24 protein-coding genes are annotated in these 26,818 nt (G+C 36.9%); 4 read left to right on the forward strand and 20 right to left on the reverse strand.

Features of this window, described 5'->3' with window-relative positions; all coding sequences use genetic code 11:
• Positions 1–110: 110 nt before the first annotated feature.
• The 11 genes from C1724_RS13265 to C1724_RS13315 all read right to left on the reverse strand — a co-directional run bounded on the left by C1724_RS13265 (position 111) and on the right by C1724_RS13315 (position 12,555).
• Positions 111–1,172: a TAXI family TRAP transporter solute-binding subunit gene (locus C1724_RS13265; RefSeq protein ID WP_102347243.1), complete on the reverse strand. Its 1,062-nt coding sequence runs from the start codon at positions 1,170–1,172 to the stop codon at positions 111–113.
• Between the two features lie 240 nt (positions 1,173–1,412).
• Positions 1,413–2,204: an enoyl-CoA hydratase/isomerase family protein gene (locus C1724_RS13270; protein WP_102347244.1), complete on the reverse strand. Its 792-nt coding sequence runs from the start codon at positions 2,202–2,204 to the stop codon at positions 1,413–1,415.
• A 24-nt stretch (positions 2,205–2,228) separates the two neighbouring features.
• Positions 2,229–3,782 carry a class I adenylate-forming enzyme family protein gene (locus C1724_RS13275; RefSeq protein WP_102347245.1) on the reverse strand — a complete coding sequence of 518 codons (1,554 nt, stop codon included), beginning with the start codon at positions 3,780–3,782 and terminating at the stop codon, positions 2,229–2,231.
• A gap of 77 nt (positions 3,783–3,859) precedes the next feature.
• Entirely contained in the window at positions 3,860–4,318 is a 459-nt protein-coding gene (locus C1724_RS13280) for an SRPBCC family protein (protein WP_102347246.1), read from the reverse strand.
• Positions 4,319–4,558: 240 nt separating this feature from the next.
• The gene (locus C1724_RS13285; RefSeq protein WP_102347247.1) at positions 4,559–4,963 is read right to left on the reverse strand and encodes a PaaI family thioesterase; all 405 of its coding nucleotides are present in this window, start codon (positions 4,961–4,963) and stop codon (positions 4,559–4,561) included.
• Between the two features lie 247 nt (positions 4,964–5,210).
• Positions 5,211–6,107: a hydroxymethylglutaryl-CoA lyase gene (locus C1724_RS13290; RefSeq protein WP_102347248.1), complete on the reverse strand. Its 897-nt coding sequence runs from the start codon at positions 6,105–6,107 to the stop codon at positions 5,211–5,213.
• Between the two features lie 91 nt (positions 6,108–6,198).
• Positions 6,199–7,392, reverse strand: a complete 1,194-nt coding sequence (locus tag C1724_RS13295; RefSeq protein WP_102347249.1) for a CaiB/BaiF CoA transferase family protein — start codon at positions 7,390–7,392, stop codon at positions 6,199–6,201.
• 1,014 nt (positions 7,393–8,406) lie between these two features.
• On the reverse strand, positions 8,407–9,162 hold the full coding sequence (nfsA, locus tag C1724_RS13300) for an oxygen-insensitive NADPH nitroreductase (RefSeq protein WP_102347250.1): 756 nt from the start codon (positions 9,160–9,162) through the stop codon (positions 8,407–8,409).
• 29 nt (positions 9,163–9,191) lie between these two features.
• A complete protein-coding gene (locus C1724_RS13305; RefSeq protein WP_102347251.1) occupies positions 9,192–10,190 on the reverse strand; it encodes an LLM class flavin-dependent oxidoreductase in 999 nt (332 codons plus the stop codon).
• Between the two features lie 79 nt (positions 10,191–10,269).
• Positions 10,270–11,727: a potassium/proton antiporter gene (locus tag C1724_RS13310; RefSeq protein WP_102347252.1), complete on the reverse strand. Its 1,458-nt coding sequence runs from the start codon at positions 11,725–11,727 to the stop codon at positions 10,270–10,272.
• A 186-nt stretch (positions 11,728–11,913) separates the two neighbouring features.
• Positions 11,914–12,555: an MOSC domain-containing protein gene (locus C1724_RS13315; protein WP_102347253.1), complete on the reverse strand. Its 642-nt coding sequence runs from the start codon at positions 12,553–12,555 to the stop codon at positions 11,914–11,916.
• A 196-nt stretch (positions 12,556–12,751) separates the two neighbouring features.
• Between C1724_RS13315 and C1724_RS13320 the strand changes: the two genes are divergently transcribed.
• Positions 12,752–13,474 (forward strand): Crp/Fnr family transcriptional regulator, encoded by a 723-nt coding sequence (locus C1724_RS13320; RefSeq protein ID WP_102347254.1) that lies wholly within the window; start codon positions 12,752–12,754, stop codon positions 13,472–13,474.
• A gap of 1 nt (position 13,475) precedes the next feature.
• Here the strand turns inward: C1724_RS13320 and C1724_RS13325 are convergent, their stop codons facing one another.
• Both C1724_RS13325 and C1724_RS13330 read right to left on the reverse strand, forming a co-directional pair.
• Positions 13,476–13,724, reverse strand: coding sequence for an amino acid decarboxylase (locus C1724_RS13325; protein WP_102347255.1), 249 nt, complete (start codon positions 13,722–13,724; stop codon positions 13,476–13,478).
• The gene (locus tag C1724_RS13330; RefSeq protein ID WP_102347256.1) at positions 13,717–15,336 is read right to left on the reverse strand and encodes an EAL domain-containing protein; all 1,620 of its coding nucleotides are present in this window, start codon (positions 15,334–15,336) and stop codon (positions 13,717–13,719) included. The genes C1724_RS13325 and C1724_RS13330 overlap by 8 nt, the downstream gene beginning before the upstream one ends.
• A 131-nt stretch (positions 15,337–15,467) precedes the next feature.
• Between C1724_RS13330 and C1724_RS13335 the strand changes: the two genes are divergently transcribed.
• Positions 15,468–15,917 (forward strand): V4R domain-containing protein, encoded by a 450-nt coding sequence (locus tag C1724_RS13335; protein WP_102347257.1) that lies wholly within the window; start codon positions 15,468–15,470, stop codon positions 15,915–15,917.
• Between the two features lie 176 nt (positions 15,918–16,093).
• Positions 16,094–16,435, forward strand: a complete 342-nt coding sequence (locus C1724_RS13340; protein WP_102347258.1) for a cupin domain-containing protein — start codon at positions 16,094–16,096, stop codon at positions 16,433–16,435.
• A gap of 71 nt (positions 16,436–16,506) precedes the next feature.
• Here C1724_RS13340 and C1724_RS13345 read toward each other — a convergent pair whose 3' ends face one another.
• The gene (locus tag C1724_RS13345; RefSeq protein ID WP_102347259.1) at positions 16,507–16,962 is read right to left on the reverse strand and encodes an RrF2 family transcriptional regulator; all 456 of its coding nucleotides are present in this window, start codon (positions 16,960–16,962) and stop codon (positions 16,507–16,509) included.
• Between the two features lie 190 nt (positions 16,963–17,152).
• Here C1724_RS13345 and hmpA point away from each other — a divergent pair, with 190 nt between their 5' ends.
• Positions 17,153–18,379, forward strand: coding sequence for an NO-inducible flavohemoprotein (gene hmpA, locus C1724_RS13350; RefSeq protein ID WP_102347260.1), 1,227 nt, complete (start codon positions 17,153–17,155; stop codon positions 18,377–18,379).
• A 169-nt stretch (positions 18,380–18,548) separates the two neighbouring features.
• On the opposite strand, the gene C1724_RS13355 is transcribed toward hmpA, so the two are convergent.
• The 6 genes from C1724_RS13355 to C1724_RS13380 all read right to left on the reverse strand — a co-directional run bounded on the left by C1724_RS13355 (position 18,549) and on the right by C1724_RS13380 (position 26,811).
• Positions 18,549–19,616 (reverse strand): tartrate dehydrogenase, encoded by a 1,068-nt coding sequence (locus tag C1724_RS13355; RefSeq protein ID WP_102347261.1) that lies wholly within the window; start codon positions 19,614–19,616, stop codon positions 18,549–18,551.
• Positions 19,617–19,888: 272 nt separating this feature from the next.
• Positions 19,889–20,590, reverse strand: coding sequence for a respiratory nitrate reductase subunit gamma (gene narI / locus C1724_RS13360; RefSeq protein WP_102347262.1), 702 nt, complete (start codon positions 20,588–20,590; stop codon positions 19,889–19,891).
• A 160-nt stretch (positions 20,591–20,750) separates the two neighbouring features.
• On the reverse strand, positions 20,751–21,353 hold the full coding sequence (narJ, locus tag C1724_RS13365; protein WP_102347263.1) for a nitrate reductase molybdenum cofactor assembly chaperone: 603 nt from the start codon (positions 21,351–21,353) through the stop codon (positions 20,751–20,753).
• The gene (gene narH, locus C1724_RS13370) at positions 21,350–22,852 is read right to left on the reverse strand and encodes a nitrate reductase subunit beta (RefSeq protein WP_102347264.1); all 1,503 of its coding nucleotides are present in this window, start codon (positions 22,850–22,852) and stop codon (positions 21,350–21,352) included. The genes narJ and narH overlap by 4 nt, the downstream gene beginning before the upstream one ends.
• Positions 22,842–26,531, reverse strand: coding sequence for a nitrate reductase subunit alpha (locus tag C1724_RS13375; protein ID WP_180994270.1), 3,690 nt, complete (start codon positions 26,529–26,531; stop codon positions 22,842–22,844). The genes narH and C1724_RS13375 overlap by 11 nt, the downstream gene beginning before the upstream one ends.
• Complete coding sequence (locus tag C1724_RS13380; RefSeq protein ID WP_258000389.1) at positions 26,506–26,811, reverse strand: hypothetical protein; 306 nt, start codon at positions 26,809–26,811, stop codon at positions 26,506–26,508. The genes C1724_RS13375 and C1724_RS13380 overlap by 26 nt, the downstream gene beginning before the upstream one ends.
• Positions 26,812–26,818: the final 7 nt, after the last annotated feature.

The following is a 26,818-nucleotide window of genomic DNA, read 5'->3' on the forward strand; positions in this document are numbered from 1 at the left end:
CCAACCACACAAGTCAATTCACCATCCACTAAACTGAAATTAGTGTTATGAATTGACTTGTGATTGTATGTTCTTTTTAGCCAGCCTACTTTTTAATATGATTTATGATGTTACTCAATCCAGCCTTGTTCCTTATAATATTTTGCTGCACCAGGGTGAAGTTCAACCCCGCCTGTAGCATCCTCGGTAATTCCTGCTTGTGGATCATAAACACTTAAGCCTGCGTGACCTGCAGCAAGTGCATCTGTATTTTCAGCAAGAGTTTTAGTAATTTCATAGGCTAGATCTTCTGATAAATCAGCTGTTGTTACTAGTGTTGTAGTTAATCCAAGTGCTTGGATTTCTTTATCTTGTCCTTCAAAGATTCCTGCAGGGAATACAGTTTTCGCATAACCAAATTGCTTTAATTTATCTCTATACTCATCTTCTACATCCATAAATGTAACAGGAGTTTGAAGTGCAATTTCAGCAAATGTCGGGTGACCTTCTGTCATAACCTGAATAAACATATCTGCTTTTCCATCTTGAATTTGTGTTTTAACAACGTCGAAAGACGTATGCTCAACTGATCCACCATATGATTGAATTGTTTCATAATCCATTCCATACGCTTCCATAATCTGCATTGCTGCATACTCACCTTGACTACCTTTGTTTAAAGTAAGAAGTCGTACTGGAATTTCTTTTGTTTTAATATCAGCAATTGATTCAATTCCATGTTTCTCAATAAATGAATTTGACATTAAAATACCTACATAATATTTATCAAGTCCACCTACTAATACTCGCAGATCTTCATATTTTTTATCATAAGCAACGCTTCCATCAACAGCCCAGCGATTATTTAAAGTAAATGTAAGTCCAAGTTCTGCTTCTCCCTGATCAACAACTTTAATATTTCCAAGTCCACCTGAATAAGGTAGGACATCAACTCTCTCGATTTGCTCTACATTTTTATGAAGCAATTCTGCCATTGTCGCACCATATACATACCAAGCACCACCTTGAGCTAGAGTTGCCATCTTTAGAGCAGTTGAGCCACCACTAGAACTTGAAGATGAATCACCTTCATTGCTAGGTGCACCTTCACTAGCTGATTGCGAACAGCCTGCTAAAGCTAGCATAATTACAAAGATAAATAGTAATAATTTTTTTGAAATACCTTTTTTCATAATTTTCTACCACCCTTATTGTTTTTTATATATTAGAAATTTTCTAACATCCATTGGTAAAACAAGCCCTATACATGTTTTATTAAAACATGAGATACATTTTATAGATACCTTATAAATTATTGCACTATTATTTTGAAAGCGTTTTCCAAAATCTATATCAAAATAAGTGTTTTTTTAATAAAAATAAAAAACTTAGTTAGACTACTCCTCTACTAAAAGTAGAGGAGTCGTACTATACTATTTTCCAGTAAAGTTTGGTTTTCTCTTTTCAACGAACGCATCTACGCCTTCTTTAAAATCTTCTGTTGTACGTAATAGACCATAAGCCTTACCTTCAAGTTTAATACCTGCACTGATATTTGTGTCTTCAGCTGCATTTAAAACTTCTTTTGCAACTTTTTGCGCAACTGGTGAAAAACGGATTAGCTCTTCTGCTAAAGCCTCAACTGTCTTACTTAAATCTTCTTTAGCCACAACTTGTGTTAATAAGCCCCATTGATATGCTTCATCTGATGGAATTCTACGTGCTCTCATAATCATATCTTTAGCTCTTGTTAGACCAGCAATTTTTGCAATTCGTTGTGTACCACCGCTACCTGGGATCATCCCAAGATTCATTTCCGGCAATGCTAATAGCGTGTCTTCTGCAGCAATACGGAAGTCACATGCCATCGCGATTTCTAAACCAACACCGAATGCATAACCTTGTAATTGTGCAATAACAGGTTTCGGTGAACGTTCTGGTGCTGCAACATAGTCTGCAAGATGTGAAATTGTTTCTTGATGTGGTACCATAAACTCCGGAATATCGCCACCTGCACAAAAGCAAACGTCGCCTTCACCTTTAATGACAATTACTCTTACATCATCATCAACATTCAATTCGTCGAAAATTTCAGAGATTTGTTTACGGCCTAGCATACTGATAAAGTTCATTTTTTCAGGTCGATCTAAAACGATCGTTGCTATCTTTTTCTCAACGTTTTTCTCTACTCTAATATGATCGTAAGTGTTTTTTGTTATAGTCATGTAATCTATCTCCTTTGAGTATTATTATTTCAAAACCTTTTCTTCATAAAGCTCAAATTCGCCATCCCTTAATTTCCGACGAAGCATCTTACCTACTGGACTCTTTGGAATTTCGTTCACAAAAACATATTTTCTTGGTCTTTTAAAGTTAGAAAGCTTAGGGTTGTTCTTGCAATACTCATCTAACATTTGGATTGTTAAACTTGAATCAGTTGGCACTATATAAGCAACAACGATTTGGCCCCAACGATCATCTTGTTCACCAATAACAGCTGCATCATGAACTTTATCATAAAGTGTAAGCACATCTTCGACCTCGACCGGATGGATATTTTCACCGCCAGAAATAATCATGTCGTCTACGCGGCCGACAACGAATAAATCACCTTCATCATCGATTTCACCAAGATCCCCTGTAAAATACCAACCGTCTCTAATTGCTTTTTCTGTTGCATCTGGACGATTCCAATATCCTTTGAAAGCCTCAATAGATTCTAGGTTTACGATGATTTCACCTACTTCGCCTTTGCCCACTACATCGTTTGGTGTTGAACTGCCATCTGCAGCAGCTGTAACAACTTTAATCTGCTGATGCAAACCAGCTTTACCTGCACTACCAGGTTTATCTGGAACATGAGGACAGATAGAGAAAGTATATACTTCTGTTGAACCGTAATGGTTAACAAAGACCTCTGGCTTGAGTAACTGCATGCATTTGTTGACTAAATCTGTAGTCATCGGAGCACCAGCATATCCAATCTTTTTTAAGGCAGATAAATCATAGTTGTGAAAATTGCGATGAGTTAAAATGTCGTGATATAAAGTCGGAATTAAATATACACAACTAATTTTTTCAGTGCTTAATATCTTTAAAGCTTCCTCTGAATCGAAATCTGGTAATATAGCAAACTTACCATTTAAAATGACCATCGATAACAGCGAACGCATTCCCATTGTATGGTAAAGCGGCATAGTACCAAGTGTACTTTCACCTAATGTATATTGGTTTTGTACCACATGGGCCATAGCTGCACCATATTCATTCCGATGTGTTCTTGGTACTCCTTTTGGTTTCCCAGTAGTACCTGAAGTATATAACATTATAGCAATATCATTTTCGTTTATTTTTGGTCTTTCAAACGAACCAGGACTTCTTGTAACAAGCTCGTCGTAGGAAATATCGACACCTTCAACGTCTTCAATTCCAATTAAAGTTGGTTTAACGTTGAACTTCGCGTTTAACACTGAACTTTTACTAGCTTCTTCATATACTACAGCAACTGCCTCCGAGTCATTTACACAGTATTCAACTTCTTTTGTAGATAAGCGGAAATTGATAGGAGTATAAATTGCACCCAATTTTTGAAGAGCCCAATAGATTACAACATTCTCAACTCTGTTTTTTAGAAGTATAATTACTCTATCTTGTTTCTTAATTCCAATCTTTTGCAATGATGCAGCAACCTTTAGTACTTCAGCCTCAAATTGCAAGTACGTATAGGCTTTTTCATGTTGAACGATTGCAACTTTATTAGGATATCGATCTACAGCAAAATCAAATATAGTACTTAGATTCATCTTTCGGCTCCTTTCTACCAAATTCGTAGTTTATTTAATAAAGCGTTTTCAATAAAGCGCTTTAACGAAATTTATTATTAATTTTTAAGTGCTTCTCTTTTTTTTAGCTCTTTACCAAATTTCTTGAAAAAGTCTTTGATAATTAACTTTGCTACACCACCAAGCATACGTTGACCAACCATTGCAACTTTCCCGCCAACTTCTGCGTCGTACGTATAAGTTAAAACAGTTGTGTTTTCATCTTCTTGAGTTAAATCAATATCAGCCGTAGCTTGTACAGTACCTGGACCGCCCTCACCTTTAACAATAAGTCGATAGTGAGTTGGTTTTTGTACATCAGTTATTTCTATAGTCGATGTATAGTCACCTTTAACTGCTGCAATTCCCACTGAAAGATTTGCTGCATATTTATTTTCTTCAACTAGCTCTAATGTTTCACAACCCATAATACAAGCCTTCAATGCATCGGGATTTAATAATACTTCCCACGCTTGTTCAATTCCAGCCTCAAGTTTTAAACTTCCTTTTCCATCCATTTTAGTTCCTCCTTTATTAATTTTGTCGAAAATTATTACAGATTAGGTAGTACTTAATATAGAGCGTTTACAACATTTCATAGTAAAGAATAATTGCTGTGATTCTGTAAATTAATAATTTTCAGAACTCTTAATAATATATTAAGCTATAATTTCACTCTATAGTTTTAAAATCTTATTCTCTTACTTTTATAATCTTTTGATTTTATATTTTCGATAAGCGATATCTTTTTAATGTATTTACTTCTCAAGGATCATAAAGTTTGCGTTCGCAGTTGCGATTTGTTTTCCCTCTTCATTATAAGCATCTGCACCGGTAACAGTAATTCTCCTACCACCTTTTATGATTGAAGCTTTCACAATTAAACGTTTCCCAAACATCGGGCGAAGGTACTTTACGTTTAAATCAATTGTATTGCTATAATGATTGGAATCTAATGTAGTCGTAACCGCAGCACCCATTGCCATATCCAGCGCTGTTCCAATAATACCTCCATGCAAGGAGCCATATGATTGGGTGAATTCTTTTTTTACTTCAAATTCTAATTCACAAACGCCATCATTTCCTTTATTTACATGTACCCCAAACATTCTCCATATTGGCCCTTCGGCAAGTGCTAGTACTCTTTCATGAATATTATCCATAAGGCTTCCTCCCCTTTCATAAATGGAACCCCATTTGATTCTAAATATAAATGAAAGATTAAAAACAAGTCTAGTCAGTTTTACGAATAGAATAAAAATTTGAAATAAAGAAAGTGAATATTTGAAAATCTCTTTTTCTTAACATAAAAACTAGGCATAGATGATAATTGTTTTACCAATTTATCATCTATGCCTAGTCAAGTATTATTCATCTTTTATTAAGGCTTAAGATGTTTCATATACGAATCTAGCCATTTAAAGCTTTATATAGATGGCCTGTTAAATTACGATCTGTTAACGGCTTTACAAATGCAACACATTCAAGCAGTTTCTCTAAATTAATACCGGTTTCAATTCCCATTTCATGTAGCATAAATACCAAGTCTTCAGTAGCAAGATTACCAGCCGCGCCAGGAGCAAATGGGCACCCTCCTAATCCACCGACAGCTGCATCAAAACTGGTTACACCTGCTTCAAGAGCTGCAATGACATTAGCTTGTGCCATACCATATGTATCATGAAAATGGGCAGTAATCTTCGCTTTTAGTGGGAGCTTTACAATTTCTTGAAATAAATCATAGACTTGTTTAGGATTTGCTTTGCCAATGGTATCGCAAATAGTCAGCTCCTCTACTCCCAATGCATCTACACTTTGAACCATTTCGTGAACAATGTCCTTTTCTGTTTCCCCCTCAAAAGGACACCAAAATGCTGTTGATATATTATAGCGAATAAATATATTATTTTGTTTCGCTTGTAAAATAACATCTTTTAATACTTCCATTGATTGCTGACGCGACATCCGAACATTTTTTTCATTAAATGTATTACTTGCACCAACTACTAATGATAAAGCACTTATTCCATTATCAACCGCACGAAGGTATCCTTTTTCATTTGGAATCAGAGCCATGTATTGAATTTGTTTTTTCATTTCTATATTTTGAATAACCTCGCTCGCATCTGCCATCTGTGGCACATGTTTCGGGTGAACAAATGAAGTAGCCTCCATCCGTTCAATTCCAGTTTCGCTTAATAGATTAATCAGCTTAACCTTATTTTCTGTATTAATAAACTTCTTTTCATTCTGTAATCCATCACGAGGACCCACTTCCACGATCTCAACTTTATTAGGTAATTTCATGTTTTTCCCCCTCATTATAAATGACTGCCTAGTGCTAGTGCATCTGAAAAATTCCAATGTTTAATTCAGACCCTATGGCACAATTTCATTACTAGATCACACCCAACTCTTTTAACTTATTAAACTGTTCATCACTTAAACCTGCCAATTTCTTAATAACTTCTTCGTTATGTTCACCTAGTTTCGGACCTGCCCAATCAATTGAGCCCGGTGTTTCACTTAGTTTCGGAATAATTCCAGGTACTTTAAGATTACCCAACCCTTCTACTTGTACATCTTCAAACATTTTTCGTGCAAGAAAATGCGGATCCTTCATCATATCCTCGATATTATAAATAGGCCCTGCTGGGATTCCAGATTGATCTAAAAGCTGTAGGACGTCTTGTAGCTCATATTGTTTCGTCCATTTACCAATTTCTCCATCTATATATTCCATATGTTTGGCTCGACCTTCATTAGTTTGAAAACATTCGTCTTCAGCCAAATCTTTGCGGTCCATTAATATCATTAACCGTTTATAAATACTATCACCATTTGCTCCAATCACTACATATTTGCCATCCTTAGATAAATAAATATTAGAAGGCGCTATTCCTGGTAAAATGCTACCAGTCCGTTCACGAATGTGGTGAAACTTATCATATTCTGGAACCATACTTTCCATTAAGCTAAAGATAGATTCATAAAGTGCAACATCAACGATTTGGCCTTCCCCTTTATTGACATCACGATGCCTTAAGGCCATTAGTGCTCCTATCACTGCATAAAGTGAAGAAACAGAATCACCCAAACTAATACCAACCCTTGTTGGCGGACGATCTGGATAACCTGTTAAATAACGAATTCCTCCCATGGCTTCGCCAATACTTCCAAAGCCTGGTTTATCCTTATATGGTCCGTCTTGTCCATAACCTGAAATTCGTACCATTATTAATTTTGGATTAATTTTCTTTAAATCTTCATAGCCGATTCCCCACTTTTCTAGTGTACCAGGACGAAAATTTTCGATAACGATATCAACCTCTTCAATTAGCTTTTTAATCACATTTTGTCCTTCTGTTGACTTTAGATCTAACGTTATCGATTTTTTATTTCGTGATTGAACATACCACCATAATGATGTGCCATTGTGCACCATCCTCCAATTTCGTATCGGGTCACCTTTTTTTGGCGTTTCAACTTTAATAACCTCTGCCCCAAAATCAGCCATTAAGCGCGAAGCAAAAGGGCCTGCGATCAGAACTCCTAACTCTAATACCTTTACACCTTCTAATGGTTTAACCATTATGATTCCTCCCGAAATGTATATGTTTAATGATAATTAGGTTTTAATTACCTTTTCTTAGATTAATCATACCATGTTGCTCAAATATTTTTAATTTTTATAACCTTTCTTTAATTTTCCTACATTTAAAAATAGGGGACACGGAATGAATTGGAGAAACCATTAAAGTAGCCATTAATTTAATCGAATTTGTTGCTGTAAATGAATTTAAGCTTAACTGTTAAACGATGGAGATTACATGCAGAAACGTAACCAAGTACAACTAATGTTTTGCGGCGGAGCAGCGTAATTTGATTTAATAAGTAAAGATTGAGAGTAGAAAAGCCTGATCACCTGTAGAATTTTTATGAAGTTTAGGCTTTTTGAGTATATTACTGATACTGTGGGTGGTGGTTTGATAAGAATTATTTTTAGTTATTGATATATACATCCAAGTTTATTGGTATCTTTCAACAGTTATCGATATAAGTATCTTTACCGTCTTATGAAGAGGAAGTTCAGGAAATAATCAACCTAATACCTCTTCATAAAGCCGATGAAGGGGTTCCACATGTGAATTTCAACCTAATACCTCTTCATAAAGCCAATGAAGGGCTTTCCACATGTGAATTTCAACCTAATACCTCTTCATAAAGCCAATGAAGGGCTTTCCACATGTGAATTTCAACCTAATACCTCTTCATAATGCCGATGAAGGGCTTTCCACATGTGAATTTCAACCTAATACCTCTTCATAAGGCCGATGAAGGGGTTTCCACATTAAATTTCAACCTAATACCTCTTCATAAAGCCGATGAAGGGCTTTTCACAAGTGAATTTCAACCTAATACCTCTTCATAATGCCGATGAAGGGGTTCCAGAAAGAAATTTCAAGCAAATACATCTTCACAAGGCTTTTGAAGAGGAAACTCTACTTTTGTCTGTGATTCTTTTCTTAAACTTTTAATCAAAAAAATCTCTCATTTAGCCAAATCTACAAAGTGACAAAAGAGAGATTACCTACAAATTTGTTAATTACTTAAAATGAAATCCCTTGGTGGCAATAAAATCCTTCATATGAGGTCTTCGAGGTTTGGATAAAAAATCACTCATACCCTTAGACCAATTCATGTCTTTATTATTTGATAAACGATTTCTATAATAAGTTGCTAGTTCTTGATCGTATTCATCTATAAGTGTTTCGTATTTATTTGCATCATAGGTATTTTCATGAAGAATCGCTTCAACTGGCAAACGCGGCTTAACCCATTGATTATCATCTGGTACTCCTACAGTCATGCCAAACAATGGAAAAGTTTTATCTGGCAACTCAACGACATTACTAATTTCTTCAGGAGCATTACGTACGCCGCCAATATAGCAAATACCATATCCCGATGCTTCAGCAGCGACAACAAAATTTTGCGCAAATAATGCGGTGTCAACACAGGCAACAATAAAATTTTCAGCTGTATCATGGTCAATGGTGGTGCCTTGCTTTTTACAGGCGTATTCCAAGCGTTTCATATCCGCACAGAAAAGTAGTAAAACAGGTGCTGATAAAATTTGCGGCTCGTTTTTTGAAAGCTTTGCAATTTTCTCTTTCTTGTCTTGGTCGGTTACATGAATAACAGAATAAGCTTGAACAAAGTGGGAAGTAGCAGCATGTTGGGCTGTATATAACAATTCTTTTAGCGTTTCATCTGTTATTTTCTCATTCTTATACTTACGAATCGATGTATGACTTTGCAATAAGCTTATGGTTTCGTTTAATTCGTTATTAAACTTCATACTATCCCTCCATCGTTCTTTCAAATATTTTAAAATAAACATTCTTTTGCAATTAGCTCATATGAGCGTTTCCGATCCTCGAAACTATGTGTAATCGTGATAATCATAAGTTCGTCAACCTCATAGATTTTTTGCAACTCAAGTAATTTGTCCCTAACTCTTATAGGATCTCCGATTATCATATTATTTCTCATTTTATCGATCATTTCCTGTTCAGCAGGAGTATATGAATACTGCAGTGCAGCCTCGAGCGTAGGTATGCCTTGTGTAATTTCTCCTTTAGAAGATTGTATGTACCACAAATAAGTGTTTCGAGCTAATTGTTCTGCCTTATCTTCTGTTTCAGCACAAATTGCAGAAACTGCTAAAATAGTTTTCGGCTGATTTAAAGAGCTATTCCCTTTAAAGTTTTCAACATAATTCTTAATAATATCCTTGCCGTTTTTGGTGCTCATAAATTGACCGAATGCATAAGCTGTTCCATTTTCTGCAGCCATTTTAGCACTTTTTTCACTTGTCCCGAGCAGCCATAGTTGAGGAGGAATGTCAGGAAGTGGGGACGCTTTAATCTTGGAAATCATATGATCAGCTGGGTAATTATGATTTAGAAAATACAGTAACTCTTTTATGGATTCCGGCATCTTGCGAACATTTTCTAAAAAGTTATCCGAAAGTGCCATCGTAACTTCAGCAGATCCGCCCGGTGCTCTACCAATACCAACATCAATTCGATTGGGGAATAATGTAGCTAGTAAATTAAATGTTTCAGCAATTTTAAAAGGCTTATAATGTGGAAGTAAAACCGCACCAGAGCCTAATCTAATAGTTTCTGTATGTGCACCAATATACCCTAGCATCACTTCCGGTGCTGGACAAGAATATCCAGCTATATCATGATGTTCTGCGAGCCAATATCTTGTATATCCCAATTTTTCTCCCCACTGTGCTAAGCACAGTGCCTCTTGCAGTGCTTGTTTATGGGAATTCCCGGATACAACTAGGGCTTGGTCTAGTATACTTAATTTCATCGTTTATTCCTACTTCCTATAAACATATCTATTGTTAGCTATCCTTTTTAAAGTGGTGATATTAACGACTTGACTTATTTTATTTTAATAGTTGTTTAAGTTCTTTTTTGCTTTTTTTGTCTGTTAAAATATAGAGAATATCACCTTCATTAATCCGAGTATCACCTACGGGAGTTACGAGTTTATTGCTTCTTATAATTGCATTTATTAATACTTTTTCTGGTAAAGGTATGTGCTTTAATTCCTTACCAATTAAATTATGACCCTCGTTTACAATAAATTCTACAATTTCTGCGTTAGCCTTACCTATCGATACAATTTCTAGTGTGTGAGGTGAGGTTGGTTTTGCTGGACCACTTAACTCTAATTTCTTAACAAGCCAGGGAATCGTTGAGCCCTGAATTAGTGCAGATGTCATTACCACGAAAAACACGATATTAAAAATCAATTGACTATGCTTAACACCTGCAATCATTGGAAATGTAGCTAGCACAATTGGAACTGCGCCTCTTAGACCAGCCCATGATATGAAGATTTTTTCATTTAAGCTATACTTAAAAAATGGGATAGATATTAAAACTGCAACAGGTCTAGCAACAGCTAATAAAATTAGTGCTAATAACAAGCCACGCCAAATTAAGTCCCAATCCATTAGTTGAGAAGGAAATACCTGTAGCCCAAGTATGACAAACATCAAAATCTGCATCATCCACGCAAAACCTTCATTAAATCGAAGGATCGAATGCCGATAAGTTAAGTCATTATTGCCAATTATCAGTGCTGCAACATAAACTGCAAGTAATCCACTTGCATTCATTAATGCCGTTAAACTATAAGTTAAAATAGCAAAGCTTAGTGCAAAAACAGGATAAAGACCACTTGAATCTAGTGCAATCTTATTAATTGATATCGTTGCAATTTTTCCAAGGAAATAGCCAATAACTACCCCGGCCGTCATCTGCCAGAAAAATGATCCGATTAATAGAAAGACATTTGCTTGCTCATTCGTCAGCAATTGAATAATAGACAAAGTTAAAAACACCGCCATTGGGTCGTTTGTACCCGATTCGGCTTCAAGTGTAGCTGACAACTTATCTTTTACATTTTGGCCAGACAATACGGCAAATACCGCGGCAGCATCGGTCGAACCAACAATGGCTCCTACTAGAAAAGATTCTAACCAACCTACGTCTAAAACTAACCTAGCTGCCGTTGCGACAATTGATGTTGTTATCAAAACGCCAACTGTCGCAAGTGATAAAGAAGGATAAACTACTTTTTTTACTGTTGACCATTTTGTTTGAAGTCCACCTTCAAACAAAATAATAATTAAAGCCACTACACCTATTAATTGAGCGATATTTGGATTATCTAAATAAATTATCCCGAGCACATCACTTCCCATCACCATTCCTAGAATAATGAACAATACCAGTGCAGGGACGCCTAGCCGCGATGAAAACTTAGTTGTTAGAACACCTAAAAGTAGAAACAGGGAAAATAAAAGAATAAAATAATCTACATTAAAACTTGGCATGAACAGGTTCGCCCCCTTATCATTAGAAAACATAACAATCATGGTGCTTGGAACAAGGCCATTCTTAGTATTATTTTATTTTTCCCCCGTATTCGTACTATGAACCAAATTCGATAGTATAGGTGGCTCCTACTCCCAACTTTAGTAATTGTATTGCCATCTCTATCCTAGCACTAGAAACTAATACTACTCTAGCAATCGTTTAGTTAACGTCTCTCTCCAACTAGCTGAAAGTGAATCAACTGCTAAAATTTCTTGAATCGCATCTCTATTCTCTTTATCATGATGCATAATGTTATTTGCAAATTGAATTGTGATGTTCAGATGATGTTTTTCTAATAATTCAATAGTGTCATTAGGATTTACCCAGCCTTCTTCAAGCACTTTAAAGTAATAGCCTGTATAGCCTGTAGTTTGGACTTTTTCAATTAATTGTGGATCACCATAGCGATTAGCTAACTTAAAGCAAGGTTGCCTTGGTTGGCTAACCTGCACTTTTGCCCCACTTATTTGATATATATCGCCTATGCACACAGACGATTCTACCATGCCTTTTACTGTTAGATTTTCTCCAAATGCCCCGTTATCAAGTTTTCTATTTAAAACTTTTTCCCAATATATATAATGCTCATATGGATACACGCATACAGCTTTATCTTCACCGCCATGATGTATAAGATCTGCCTGCGCGTCACCAGCGAAATTTATTTTCCCTAAATATATAGGCTCTGAGATTTGCTTTTTATATAGTCCAGTTTTTAGTTCTTTTCCATTATATTCAATTACAATTGGTCTGCCGATATTGATCGAGATAATTTCCTTTAACATTTGTATGTAAATCCTCCCTTTACCTTCTACCATAATATTAGCACTTTTTGGAAGGTAAATATAAATTAAACACTGCTAATCTGGAAATTACCTTAATAATGATTTATATCACTTCGAAATCTAAGAGTTTAGTCTACAGTATATTATACAAGCTTAAGAATTATTTAATTTAACTTTTGATTAAAGGGGAATGTATATGTGTTGTACAGCAAACTGTAATCATAATGTTTCTTGTTTTAGCATCGTACCTGTTTTCCAGGGAATGAACACGAAGGATCTTACAATCCTACAAAGTGTTACAAAAAGTCGTTGCTATAAAAAAGGAGAGTTTATTTTTAGAGAAGGAGAACGCTCTGAAACTCTTTTCATTATCAATAGTGGTCTAATCAAATTTTCTAAAGTTTCAGAGGAGGGAAAAGAACAAATTTTACGGTTATTATTTAAAGGAGATTTCTTCGGACAATTTGCGCTACTACAAAACGAAGATCACTACGCAGATGCGGAAGCACTTGATGAAACAATTATTTGTTCTATAGACAAAAAATTTTTTTTAGATACGTTAAAATATAATCCAACGATGGCCGTTCATTTTATTAATGCCTTAAATAATAGACTTTTTCATGCCGATGAATGGATGAGCTTATTAAGTTTAATGGATGTTGAACAGCGATTAGCGCGAGTTTTATTACTTTTTTACGAGAAATTAGACATAACGAATAATCAATTTACATTACCTATCACTAAACGAGATTTAGCATCTTTAATTGGAACCACTCCTGAAACTCTGAGCCGGAAACTTGTGGCATTTTCAGCACAACAACTGATCTCACTAAAACAGCCCAGAGCCATTCAGGTAGTTAATTTTGATCAACTTAAATTATTAGCAGGACAGTTAGGCGAAAGAGCGGTCGCACTCTAACTCAACTTATTTTTACTGCCATAATTCTAAAATGACCTGGTTCAAGTTCACTAATGATTGCATTCATTCCTAAAGATGTTAATGCATTCACTAATGGTTCGGCTCTTTTTGGTAAATGGATTTCGAAAACCGTTCCAGCTTGAGCCTCTTTTACATATTCTATTATTTCGTTACGAGGATGTTCACCCGCTAATATGTTTGCCCGAACATCAATAATTGCTTTATTACCTTCTTTTTGTACATTAAGCATTTTTTTGCACCACCATTTTACTTTTATTTAAGAATTCAATAACAACATCAGAGTGTAATGGTTTACTAAAATAATAGCCTTGAATCGCATCACATGCGGACTTCTTTACAAAAGATAATTGTTTGTACGTCTCGACTCCCTCCGCAATCACATTCAATTTGAGATCATGTGCTAACGTTGCGATTGCAGTAGTCAGCGCCTTACTACTAGGATTGATATCAATATCAAATATAAATGATCGATCAATTTTCAATGTATTAACAGGAAGGTTTTTTAAGTAATTCAAAGAAGAATAGCCAGTTCCAAAATCATCTATAGAAATTTGCACACCTAAATCTCTGAGCTGTTGAAGGACTAGAATTGCTGAATCTGTATCGTGAATGATCATACCTTCTGTAATCTCAAGTTCTAACAAGTGGGGATTCATTTCAGTTTCCAAAAGAACTGCTCGAATTTTTTGAACTAAATTCTTTTGCATAAATTGTTGTGCAGATAAATTTACCGAAATCCTCAGTGATGTAAATCCTGCTTTTTCACATTGTTTCATTTGCAAACAAGCATTTTTTAGCACCCAATCACCAATTGAAAGAATAAGACCCGTTTCTTCAGCAATTGGAATAAATTCTGAAGGTGGAATCACACCTAAATCAGGATGGTTCCATCTTAATAGAGCCTCAAATCCAATGATTTTATCTTTTTTCAAATCAAGCTGCGGCTGAAAATCAAGATATAATTCTTCATTATCTAAAGCATTACGCAAGTGGTTTTCAATCAGCAGCCGTTCATATGCCCCAGCATTTACTTCAACTTTGGCCATCTCATATTGATTCCTACCGCTTTTTTTAGCCCGATACATTGCAGAATCTGCATTCGTAATAAGTGCATCGGCACAATCGCCATCATATGGGTACAAGCTAATGCCGATACTAGTTGTGATATGAATTTCAATATGGTGTAAATTAAAAGGTTTCGAGAATGCTGCTATGATATTTTTTGCAATACTTTCTGCCGCGTCCTCATTATTCAAGTCTTCAAGTATGCAAATAAATTCATCCCCACCCATCCTAGCAAGTAAATGGCGATTACCAAGACAATCTTGAATTCTAGCAGCTGCCTGTTGCAACAATAAATCACCATAACTGTGACCTAGCGTATCGTTTACAAACTTAAAGCGGTCAAGATCCAAAAATAGAACCGCAAAAACTAAATCTCTTTCTCGAGACTTATCAAGAACCTGATCTAATTGTTGATGCAATGAAAAGCGATTAGGCAGTTTCGTTAACGCATCCAACTCCTTTTCTTCAATATCCGAGAACAATAGCATAGAAAAGGATCTATCTCCCCCCCCCTGTTTCAATACTAATGTTTTTATCCATTTTGTACATACGCCATTCTTCGTTTTGAGCGGTATTTCCCCATGCCAATTTAATGATTGATCTGTTTGTTCAATAAAAGATGTTATCTTTTTATTTATAAGCTCCCCTTCGATATAGCCACCCATGTTTAAAAATGCAGTATTTACAAATTGAACTCTTTCACTCTCATCAATAATAACAAGTCCCTGATGGAATTGTAGCAATGCCTCTTTGTAAATATGAAAGATGTCTTCCATAGTGTCTTCACCTCACCCCACCGTGCTACTAAAGCAAGGATACTATTTTTTGCAAAACTAGTAATTGATTTAAATCAAGGTTTTCCTAAATATCCTTTGATACACTATTTATTGAAAAGGAGTGATCATAAATGAATTTATTTACATTTGACGATATGAAAAAAATCAAACGAAATTCTTTAGGAGAATTTGTTCCTCTTGAGCTTTTTAGATCAGTCCGTTTAATTGGTATGTACCAAGGTTTACCCTTGAAAGGAAAAAACACTACCTTGACTGTTGGTCGAAAAATAGGTGAAAGCATGAATGTATCTTCAATCGAAGAAATTCTTGAATTATTTGAAGGCTTAAAAATAGGAATTCCAAAAATTATTGATAAAAGGGAAAATGAACTTCATTTAGCAATAGAAGATTGTTTTTGCGAAGGACTTCCTGTACATGAAGGGAATTTAGTTTGTGATTTGGAAGGAGCAATACTAGAAGGTGCACTGTCGACTATATATGACGGGAAAATACATGTTCGGGAAGTTAAATGTAATGTAAATGGTGATCAGGATTGTGAATATAAAATTAAATTTATGTAATCGTTTATCATTGATTATATGATCCACGAAAATCATAAGATGTAATACAAAGAGCCAATTTACTTATCGCAAATATAATAAAAATGAAAGTTCATTTTTAATATGGAGATACTGATATTGTATGTATTGTAACAAATGATTCATAAAGCGAAATTATATAGTAGGAGGAACCTCAAATGAAAAAACAAAATATAAATGATTATCTTGATTTTAGTAGTGAGAAATTCACGAAACGGATCATTTTCAAAGAAGAGGAAAGCACTGTCTTTGTTCTTAATTTTGAGCCTGGGCAATCCTTACCTTCTCATAAACATCCTGGAACAAATGTTTACTTACTAGTTCTATTAGGTGAAGGAACATTTATTATAAATGGTGAAAATATCCCTGCTAAAAAAGATGAAGTAATTGTATGTAACGGAGATGAAGACTTTGCATTTAATAATGATAGCTCATCAAAGGTTAGTTTATATGTCATGTTAAATAAGATTCCAGATGATAGATACGCCCAAAACATTTAAACATAGTTAATTTCAACCCTACTACAACCCATATATATGGAGTAATGTAAAAAAGCTAGTAATAATTTATACTAGCTTTTTTCAATACTTTTATTTGAGACAAAAAACTGTTTAATCATCACCTGATTATTTACAATATCCTCCAAATGGTAGCGATCTAGAACTCCCAAAAAACTTTCAAGCGCTTCATTAAAAATACTTTTTAAAGAGCATGCATCTGAAATCACACATTTATTATTATGATGTTCAAAGCACTCAACAATGTAAAAGTTTTCTTCAGTTTTTCTAATAATCTCTCCAATATTTATATCTGCCGGTGCTTTAGCCAACCGGATTCCTCCGTTCCTGCCACGAACTGTTTCAATATATCCCATTTTACCTAAATGATAGATGATTTTCATTAGATGATTCTTTGAAATATTATAAACATCAGCAATTTCTTTAATATTAGCAAGACTTTCATCCTTTTGAGTAGCCAAATAAATTAGTACACGTAATGCATAGTCGGAATATGTTGTTAATCTCATACTTTCCCCTCACATTCTATAGTAATACTATAATATCACAATCTTACCTTTACCTAAAATTTGAGACACTAATCTGCCAAATGTGAATATTTTGTGAAAGTTGTATTTTATATATTGTTTTTATCTTGTATTATCACTATTATAAAGATGTATATAATATATTACTTTTGGGAAAAGGGGTATTAAAAGTATGTTATCAAAAGAAACTATTGAAATTATTAAATCTACTGTTCCAGTTTTACAAGTAAAAGGAACAGAAATTACAACTGTGTTTTACAAAAATATGTTTAGCGAACATCCAGAGCTACTAAATATTTTTAACCACACAAACCAGTCACAAGGTCGTCAACAAACTGCTTTAGCTAATGCTGTTCTAGCAGCTGCTACATACATCGATAATCTAGAAACAATTATTCCTGTTGTAAAGCAAATCGCACATAAGCACCGTAGTTTAGTAATAAAGCCCGAGCATTACCCAATTGTCGGAAAACACCTACTTAGAGCAATTAAAGAGGTGCTTGGTGATGCTGCAACTGACGAAATCATTAATGCATGGGCAGAAGCTTATGGTGTAATTTCACAAGTATTTATCGATATCGAAAAACAAATGTACGATGAAGCAGCAGCAAAAGCTGGTGGTTGGGCTGAATTTAAAGAATTTAAAGTAATCGATAAAGTTCAAGAAAGCGATGTTATCACTTCCTTTTATTTAGCACCGTCAGATCAATCAATTGTTCCGACGTATGAGCCAGGCCAATACATTACAATAAGAGTTTGTATTCCAGGTGAAGAATATCTATTAAACCGTCAATATAGTCTTTCTGCTGCACCGGGTAAAAAATATTTCCGAATTTCTGTAAAGAGAGAGGCAGAGGGTAATAAGCCTGATGGTAAGGTATCCAATTACCTGCATGACCATATTAATAAGGGAGATAGCCTAGAAGTAACTGCTCCAGCCGGGGAATTTACATTAAATACAAAAGAAACACCTGTTGTGCTAATTAGCGGAGGTGTTGGTATTACACCATTTATGAGTATGGTTAATTACATTGCTGAACAACAACCTAAGCGTCAAATTGAATTTATCAATGCGGCCCGCAGTGGTAAACTACAAGCATTTAAAAATGAATTAGAAACTTTAACAGGTAAACTATTAGACTATCGTCTTTCTTACGTTTATGATAGTCCTTCTGAGGACGATAAGAACAACCCTTACTTCAGTAAGGAAGGCTTTATCGATACAGAGTGGTTGAAAAACAAATTAATCCCTGAAGCAGACTATTATGTATGCGGTCCTGTTCCATTCCTTAAAGCGGTTCTTACTAACTTGAAAAAGTTAGGTGTTGAAGATACCCAAATTCACTATGAATTCTTTGGTCCAGCTGTCGATTTACAAGTTGAAGAAGTTCATGCTTAAGATTAATAGATCGAAAGCTGTAAACCTACTAGAAGTTTTATAAAATATGAATTGCGGAGATCGGGTGCTCAGAGATGGGTTCCCGGTCTTATACGTTCTATAGTCCACGATTACGAAAAAAACTAAACCAAGCAAAAAAATCATACTTTTTGCTCGTTTAGTTTGTTTTTTACAATATTATATCGTTTTTCAGTTTGCTAATAATTGTATCCGTTACTTCACTTGTAGTTGCTGTTCCGCCAATATCCGGTGTCTTAATACCTTCCTCAAGAACAGTTTCGACGGCCTTTAGTAAATGTTCCCCTAATTCATATTCCCCAAAATGATCAAGCATCATTTTCCCAGTCCAAATTTGTCCAATTGGATTTGCTATTCCTTTTCCATATATATCAGGTGCCGAACCATGAACAGGCTCAAACATTGATGGATATTTTCCATTTATATTTATATTGGCAGCGGGTGCAATACCAATGCTACCCATTATGGCTGCTCCAATATCTGTTAAAATATCACCAAACAAATTACTAGCCACAATCACATCAAATGATTGGGGTTTTGTCACGAAAAAGGCTGCTAACGCGTCGATATGTGTGCTAGTTGTTGATACATCAGGATACCTTCTAGCAATATCTTTAAAAACACTATCCCAAAATGGCATCGAATGGATAATGCCATTAGATTTTGTTGCACTTGTTACATGATTCCGTCTTGTTTTTGCTAGTTTGAAGGCATAATCGATAGCACGTTCTGTTCCTTTTCTTGTAAAAACAGCATTTTGAATAGCGATTTCATCTTCACCGCGATGGACCCGGCCACCGACTTCACTATACTCACCCTCACTATTTTCACGAACAACAACTATATCAAAATCCCGTGGATTCAATAGTGGAGACTGAATGCCCTTCAACAGTTTTGCTGGGCGAACATTAATGACCTGTTCAAATTCCCGTCTAATTTTAATAAGTAGACCCCAAAGTGAAATATGGTCAGGCACTAATTTAGGATTACCAACAGCCCCTAAAAACACCGCATCACTCTCTGCTAACCGTTCTATTCCATTACCTGGCATCATCTCATTATGTTCCAAATAATACTCACAGCTCCATGGATACGATTTAAAACTAAACTGAATTCCCCCGTGTATGTCAGCAAGTGTATCTAACACACGCAACGCTTCTGGCATGACTTCTTTGCCAACGCCATCTCCTGGGATTACTGAAATGCTATATTTTTTCAATTGCAATCTCCCCTTGAACATCTATATTAAAGCACCAAGTTATTCCTTTTTTTATTATACACGATGTTATTTCACAAGGTAGAAAATTAAGTTTTCACCATTGAAACTAGATTCCAATCTATAAATTTAAAATCTCAAAAAAACTCCTAAGCAAAAGTCTTGTTCCCTTTATAACAACAGGACTCCTATATAGGAGTTTTTTCCTAAACAAAGATATTACTTTCCAATAAGGTAATTATAACAGGTAAATAGCGCAAGTCCCTTCCTAGGGTCTATACTCTTTTATGACCACTCTTATATCCATCACGAGCACGATATTGCTGCGGCGCGCGTGCTGGATAACGGATTGGCAAACTAAACATATGAACAAGCTTAGTAAACGGAATTGAAGCAAATAAAAGGAACGATAAAACAACATGCACTTTAAATAAAGCTGGAACACCCAGCATGAGTTCCGGCTGTGGATTCAATGTAAACAAGCTTCGAAACCAAGGTCCAATCGATAGCCGATATTCATAAGCGGCTACTGTAGTATTATAAATAATGGTCATGTACGTTCCTAAGCCAGCTACTACTAGCAGCAAGATGATCGTAAAATAGTCCCCAAATGAGGAATGTGCACGAATCTTCTCAAACTTAAGCTTACGCATTAAGAAGACAATTAACCCGAGTACAACCATAAGTCCAGCTAAGCCACCACCATAGATTGCTCCAATGTGGTAAGTGTGATCATCGACACCGATCGCATTATAAAATTCAAGTGGTATTAATACCCCCATTACATGTCCAATGAACGCAAAGATGATCCCATAATGAAAGACAACGGAAGCTAGCCTTAGCCACTTCTTTTCAAAAATTTCTGTTGATGGGGCAGTCCAAGTTTTACCGCGGAAAATAAAGCGGTAAAAGGTTGCAACTACCAAGATTGTAATGCATATATAAGGAAAAGCAGTCCACCAGAACAACATCTCCATCCAAACGCCTCCTTCCGGCCCAAAGTAAAGGCTCAAAATTGAAAAATAGGTCCCTGCAGGTTCATAACCACCCTCGCAGAGCCGAAACAAAACAATAAATTGGTTGATATGTAGGGCAGTTCCTTATTGCATGTTCACCAATGGTACGAGCGCAACCGCTTTATTGGTACATCATTGGATACGGTAGCTCTTCAAGGTCAGCTTTTTCACGGTTGTTTTCTAACATTAGAATTTGTTCTGCCTCTGGAGCTTCAAATACAAACATCATCAGTAGATCTACTGCCTTGCGATATGGATTGTATTCTGGCAGGTGATTTAAAATTCTCTGAATCGCAAAAGCTAACCGATGAGCTAGCCGAACAAAATTTTCTCCGCCTGGTGCAAATGCTAATAGCTCGAGGAGCATTGGAATATAATCGACAATTTCTTGCCCCTCATATTCAAATCCACCTTCACAAATTAATTTCTGTAATTTAATGAGTGCTGCACCACGCTTTCGGCTATCACCTAGCTCATGCGCAGTTAAATAAAGGCCTGTTTGATCCTTATAATCAAAGGTTTCTACGTAGAGCTTTTGCAACTCAAATAATGGCATTTCAAAAAGAGGCTGCATTCTTTCCAAAATCTCCACTCGCATTTTTACAGAAGGAACTTGTTCATTGACAAATTCCTCAATATCCTGAAACCCTTCAAGGAGCTCTTGATTTGGATAATCAAGAACCCTTGCCATCATGACTAAAATTGCTTTGGATTCATTATTCATTGATTCCCACTTCTTTCAAATGGATATGTCACCATTCCTTCAGGTGGTGCTAAGTCCTCGATACTGCATGCGCCTTGCTTATAATGAAGATCTTCATCCATTTCCCGGCGCCCTGTTGGGATTACAAATCGCTCTGTATATTTTGCAACTCCAAGCAAACGATTCATTTCCTCTAGCTCCTCAACGGTTGTTCCAGCTTCCTCTAAGAGCTTGCTCTTCTGAACCTCATCAATTCCACCGACAGTTTTTGCACGCATATGAACGCGCATCGCTGCCATTTTTAAAAGGACTCTGCGGATTACACTTGTATCGTCTGCTGATAAAATGGAAGCTAGGTATTCCATCGGAATTCTCATATCGTCAACCGCAGGAATATAACCATCTGCATTTAAGCTTTGTTCGTTTGTAATATGATTCATAATTGGACTAAGTGGTGGAACATACCATACCATTGGCAATGTTCGATATTCAGGATGTAATGGCAGAGCAATCTTCCACTTTATTGCCATTTTATAAATCGGTGATTCCTGTGCACTTTTAATCCAGCTATGATTGATTCCTTGCTCCTGTGCCTTTTCAATCACCTCAGGATCAAATGGATCCAAAAATACAGAAAGCTGTGATTCATATAAATCCTTTGGATCTTTAACCGATGCCGCTTCTTTCACTTTATCAGCATCGTATAACACCACTCCGATATAGCGAATACGTCCCACACAAGTTTCGGAGCATACTGTCGGAAGTCCCGCTTCTGTTCGCGGATAACAGAAGTTACATTTTTCCGCTTTGTGTGTATTCCAGTTATAATACACCTTATGATAAGGACAGCCATTCGTACAGAACCGCCAACCGCGACAAGCATCTTGATCCACTAACACAATGCCATCTTCATCTCGTTTGTATAACGCACCAGATGGACAGGAAGCCACACAAGACGGATTTAAACAATGCTCACAAATTCGCGGCAAATACATCATGAATGTTTTTTCATATTCCATCGCGATATGTTCTTGAAGCTTTTGAACATTTGGATCCATCGGAACCACTTCACTACCACCCGCTAGGTCGTCATCCCAATTGGAGCCCCATTCTGGCTTATCCATATATTTACCAGTAATCATCGATTTAGGCCGGGCTACAGGAATGTTTTCTCCTTTCTTCGCTTCATGCAAATGCTCAAAATCATACGTCCATGGCTCATAGAAGTCGTCTAACTCCGCCATATTTGGATTGTAAAAAATATTAGCAAGCTTTGAGATTGGACCGCCCGCCCTTAGATGGAGTTTCCCATTTCGCAACACCCAACCGCCTTTGTAGCGGTCGGTATTTTCCCATTCCTTTGGATATCCAGGACCAGGGCGAGTTTCCACATTGTTATACCAGACATACTCCATGCCTGGTCGATTTGTCCAGACGTTTTTACACGTTACAGAACAAGTATGACAGCCAATACATTTGTCTAAATGCATGACCATCGCGACTTGTGCTTTAATTCTCAAGCCAGTCGACCTCCTTTAATGGGCGAACAATCGCCATTGTATCTCTCTGGCTACCAGTCGGACCATAGTAATTAAAACCATAGCTTAACTGCGAATAACCGCCAATCATATGTGTTGCTTTCGGAAATATTCTAGTTACACTGTTATGTGTACCACCACGATTTTTGTTAATGGTATTCCCAGGTACACCCATTGTCCTATCTTGGGCATGATGCATGTAAACCGCGCCTCGTGGCATCCGGTACGTAAGAACGGCTCTTGCGACAACCGCACCATTTCTGTTATAAAGCTCGATCCAATCATTATCCTTTATTCCAATTTCAGCAGCATCCTCTTCATTCATCCAGACAACCTGCCAGCCACGGAATAATTGAACCATATGCCTTGTATCCGTAAACATTGTATGAATACCCCATTTTTGGTGTGGGGTCATATAGCGAAGTGTGATCGATTTCCCGTTATTTTCAACTTCTTTTTCACCTTTAACAAAAGGTCCTTTGTTAATCGGTGGAAGGTATAACGGAAGTCCTTCTCCATAATCAAGCATCACCTCATGGTCTAGATAAAAGCTTTGTCGGCCGGTTAGAGTATGCCATGGAATATGATATTCCTTATTCACAGTAAACGGCGAATAGCGACGATTATCATTTTCTAAACCACTCCACACAGGAGTCGAAATCGTTTGACGCGGCTGAATCGTTAAGGCATCTAGTGTAAAGTCTTCATCCTCACGTCCTTCTGAAATATGGCCTAACTTTTTGCCTGTCTTTTGTTCCATAGACTTCCAGCCTTCAACTGCCCGCTTTCCGTTAGTTGCGCCTGACATTAGAAGAATGGCGTTAATTGCCTGCACGTCCTTATATAAAGAAGGATAGCCCTTGCCGATTCCTTCATGCTTGGACGGTCCAAGACGATCCATTAATGATTGGTATACTGTATCCCCAGGTATTTTTACGCCTTTTGTACCATAACCATTTTTAATATTAGGACCCACTGTAATCCACATATCATAGACATTTGGATAATCTCGTTTCACAAAGTTTAAATTTGGCATCGTTTTACCAGGAATACCTTCTACTTCACCTTTGCGCCAATCCTTTACTTTTCCAAAAGGTTGGGCAATTTCATTAATCGTATCATGAGCAAGCGGTGAGATGACTACGTCCTCTTGCGCTGGCAAATACTTTCTCGCTAACTCTGAAAAAGTTTTAGCAATCTCGCGGAACGCATCCCAGTCACTCCTTGTATCCCATGGAGGATTAATCGCAGCGTTAAACGGATGCACAAATGGATGTAAATCTGTTGTACTAATATCCTGTTTTTCATACCAAGTAGCAGCTGGCAAGATAATATCGGAGAAAAGTCCCGAACTGGTCATTCGGAAATCCATACTTATAAATAAATCCGTTTTCGCTTCCGGTGGTTTCTCGGTTATTTTTACATCTTTCGGCTGCCAAGACTTTTCAGGATCGGATAAAACGGTATCCTTGGAGCCAATTAAATGCTTTACAAAATACTCATGGCCCTTTCCGCTATCGCCAAGTAAATTAGAGCGCCAGTTAAAGAAAACACGAGGAAAGTTACGTGGATCATTCGGATTTTCAATCGCAAAATCAAGCCTGCCATCGACAAGTTGTTTGGCAATATCCTTTGTAATAGCCTCGTCATCATCTTTGTATTTTTCACGTGCTTCTCTCATTACATCTAGTGTGTTTTGGGAAAGTGATGGAAAACTTGGTAACCAGCCTAGGCGTGCGGATAAAGCATTAAAGTCAGCTGGGTGTATTTTGGTATACTGACTTCCCCAGTCATTTTGAACTTCATCTGCGTCATATTCGTATCTGAATTGCTCGGTGGCAAAATAGAAAAATGAAGTTCCATTCATTAAACGTGGTGACTTTACCCAGTCATTTGCGAATGCGATTTGTTGGAAACCCTCTAATGGACGCACCTTTTCTTGACCTACATAATGAGCCCAGCCACCGCCATTTACACCTTGAGATCCTGTTAATAATATTAAGTTTAAGATCGAACGGTAAATTTGGTCACTATGGTACCAGTGATTGGTGCCGCCACCCATCGCAATCATGGACTTTCCATTTGTAAGAGCTGCATTTTCGGCAAATTCTCGAGCCACTTGAATGACATGTTCTTTTTTTACACCGGTGATACTTTCTTGCCACGCAGGTGTATACGGTCTTGTTGCATCATTATAGTCAGTTGGATAGTCTCCGTTTAAACCTCTACTAATTCCCGTATGAGCAAGCATCAAGTCGAAAACAGTGGTGACAATAAGCTCATTTCCAGACTTATCTTTCATTTTTTTTACAGGAACGCCACGCTCGACTTTTCCGCCCTGCTCTTTCGCAAAATACGGAAACTCAACCATCACAACATCATCGGAATCATTAAGGAAACTAAGCTTTGGATTAATGGCTGTACCATCCTCCGCTTGCATATCCAAATTCCACTTATTACTGCTATCCCAGCGGTGACCTTGGCTACCATTAGGCACTGCAATGTTATTAGAAGTTTCATCCCATACAATGGTCTTCCATTCACCAAGCTCATGCTGGTCATAAAAATCAGAAGCTCGGACAAATCGGTCTGTACGGTAGTTTTCAGTTTTTTTATTTAAAATAACTAGATACGGAAGATCGGTATATTGCTTTACATAATCCGTAAAATATGGTGTCTCTTTATCCACGTAAAATTCTTTTAGTATAACATGTGTCATCGCCATCGCAAGTGCACCATCTGTACCCGCCTTTGCTGGTAACCAAATATCAGCAAACTTGTCATACTCGGCATAGTCCGGACTTACTCCCACTATTTTTGTCCCGTTATAGCGTGATTCCACCATAAAATGGGCATCTGGAGTTCTTGTTTGTGGAATGTTAGTACCCCAAATGATAAAGTATTTCGTGTTATACCAATCTCCACTTTCTGGAACATCTGTTTGATCTCCCCAAACCTGCGGTGAAGCTGGTGGTAAGTCTGCATACCAATCGTAAAAGCTAAGAATGGTCCCTCCAATTAAGGATAAAAACCTTGTTCCGCCTGAATAACTGACCATTGACATCGCTGGAATTGGACTGAAACCAACGATACGATCTGGGCCATATTTTTTAATGGTATAAATAGTAGATGCTGCAATCATTTCGCAGACATCCTTCCACGTACCTCTGATAAAGCCACCTTTCCCACGAGCGGATACGTATTGAGCACGTTTTTCTGGATTCGTTACAATATTTTCCCATGCCTGAACGGAATTATCAGCTCTTTTCAGCTCTTCTTTCCATAATGCATAAAGGTCACCGCGAACATATGGATATTTCACACGAGTAGGACTGTATGTATACCATGAGAAACTCGCACCACGCGGGCAACCTCTTGGTTCGTAATCTGGGAAATCATCTCCTGTAGATGGATAATCTGTTTGCTGCGTTTCGTACGCGATAATTCCATCTTTCACATGTATTCTCCAGCTACAAGAACCAGTACAGTTTACACCATGTGTGGAGCGAACAATCTTATCAAAAGCCCAACGATGGCGGTAGACCGATTCCCAGTCACGAGGTCGGGGGCTTTCCTCTGTCCAGCCGTCATTGATGCGCTCTCCACGAACTAAATGCTTTAATGAATGTAGTAGATTATTTTTCTTTGCCACTATTTCCATCCCTTTCTCTTAAGAGTTTCCCTAGTGGATTAAAATCTTCTCCTATAATTCGGAACGATTCCTTCCCTTCTTGGAACTCCTCAAGGAAGACTTTCCAACTCGTAGCATTGGCTGCAGCTAGAATTAGACGTTGTAATGTACCCAATTCTTGAATGTCATAGATTTCTGTAATCATTCTTGCAGGGATATCACCAAATCTCATCCGCAATACAGCTATTAAATCCTCACGGTCATCCACTAACATTGCGTCATTCTCAAATGAAAACAATTTTACTTCCAACCCCTTT

The sequence above is a fragment of the Bacillus sp. Marseille-P3661 genome, from assembly GCF_900240995.1.
Lineage (GTDB): Bacteria > Bacillota > Bacilli > Bacillales > Bacillaceae_J > OESV01.

What these genes read in the sequence shown, in the direction of transcription:
- nfsA (WP_102347250.1), bottom strand. Translation starts at nt 9,162, where the DNA reads ATGAAGTTTAATAACGAATTAAACGAAACCATAAGCTTATTGCAAAGT.
- C1724_RS13265 (WP_102347243.1), bottom strand. Translation starts at nt 1,172, where the DNA reads ATGAAAAAAGGTATTTCAAAAAAATTATTACTATTTATCTTTGTAATT.
- C1724_RS13335 (WP_102347257.1), top strand. Translation starts at nt 15,468, where the DNA reads ATGAATTTATTTACATTTGACGATATGAAAAAAATCAAACGAAATTCT.
- C1724_RS13290 (WP_102347248.1), bottom strand. Translation starts at nt 6,107, where the DNA reads ATGAAATTACCTAATAAAGTTGAGATCGTGGAAGTGGGTCCTCGTGAT.
- C1724_RS13280 (WP_102347246.1), bottom strand. Translation starts at nt 4,318, where the DNA reads ATGGATGGAAAAGGAAGTTTAAAACTTGAGGCTGGAATTGAACAAGCG.
- C1724_RS13375 (WP_180994270.1), bottom strand. Translation starts at nt 26,531, where the DNA reads ATGGAAATAGTGGCAAAGAAAAATAATCTACTACATTCATTAAAGCAT.
- hmpA (WP_102347260.1), top strand. Translation starts at nt 17,153, where the DNA reads ATGTTATCAAAAGAAACTATTGAAATTATTAAATCTACTGTTCCAGTT.
- C1724_RS13305 (WP_102347251.1), bottom strand. Translation starts at nt 10,190, where the DNA reads ATGAAATTAAGTATACTAGACCAAGCCCTAGTTGTATCCGGGAATTCC.
- C1724_RS13325 (WP_102347255.1), bottom strand. Translation starts at nt 13,724, where the DNA reads ATGCTTAATGTACAAAAAGAAGGTAATAAAGCAATTATTGATGTTCGG.
- narI (WP_102347262.1), bottom strand. Translation starts at nt 20,590, where the DNA reads ATGGAGATGTTGTTCTGGTGGACTGCTTTTCCTTATATATGCATTACA.
- C1724_RS13310 (WP_102347252.1), bottom strand. Translation starts at nt 11,727, where the DNA reads ATGCCAAGTTTTAATGTAGATTATTTTATTCTTTTATTTTCCCTGTTT.
- C1724_RS13315 (WP_102347253.1), bottom strand. Translation starts at nt 12,555, where the DNA reads ATGTTAAAGGAAATTATCTCGATCAATATCGGCAGACCAATTGTAATT.
- C1724_RS13295 (WP_102347249.1), bottom strand. Translation starts at nt 7,392, where the DNA reads ATGGTTAAACCATTAGAAGGTGTAAAGGTATTAGAGTTAGGAGTTCTG.
- narJ (WP_102347263.1), bottom strand. Translation starts at nt 21,353, where the DNA reads ATGAATAATGAATCCAAAGCAATTTTAGTCATGATGGCAAGGGTTCTT.
- C1724_RS13320 (WP_102347254.1), top strand. Translation starts at nt 12,752, where the DNA reads ATGTGTTGTACAGCAAACTGTAATCATAATGTTTCTTGTTTTAGCATC.
- C1724_RS13345 (WP_102347259.1), bottom strand. Translation starts at nt 16,962, where the DNA reads ATGAGATTAACAACATATTCCGACTATGCATTACGTGTACTAATTTAT.
- C1724_RS13340 (WP_102347258.1), top strand. Translation starts at nt 16,094, where the DNA reads ATGAAAAAACAAAATATAAATGATTATCTTGATTTTAGTAGTGAGAAA.
- C1724_RS13275 (WP_102347245.1), bottom strand. Translation starts at nt 3,782, where the DNA reads ATGAATCTAAGTACTATATTTGATTTTGCTGTAGATCGATATCCTAAT.
- C1724_RS13285 (WP_102347247.1), bottom strand. Translation starts at nt 4,963, where the DNA reads ATGGATAATATTCATGAAAGAGTACTAGCACTTGCCGAAGGGCCAATA.
- C1724_RS13330 (WP_102347256.1), bottom strand. Translation starts at nt 15,336, where the DNA reads ATGGAAGACATCTTTCATATTTACAAAGAGGCATTGCTACAATTCCAT.
- C1724_RS13270 (WP_102347244.1), bottom strand. Translation starts at nt 2,204, where the DNA reads ATGACTATAACAAAAAACACTTACGATCATATTAGAGTAGAGAAAAAC.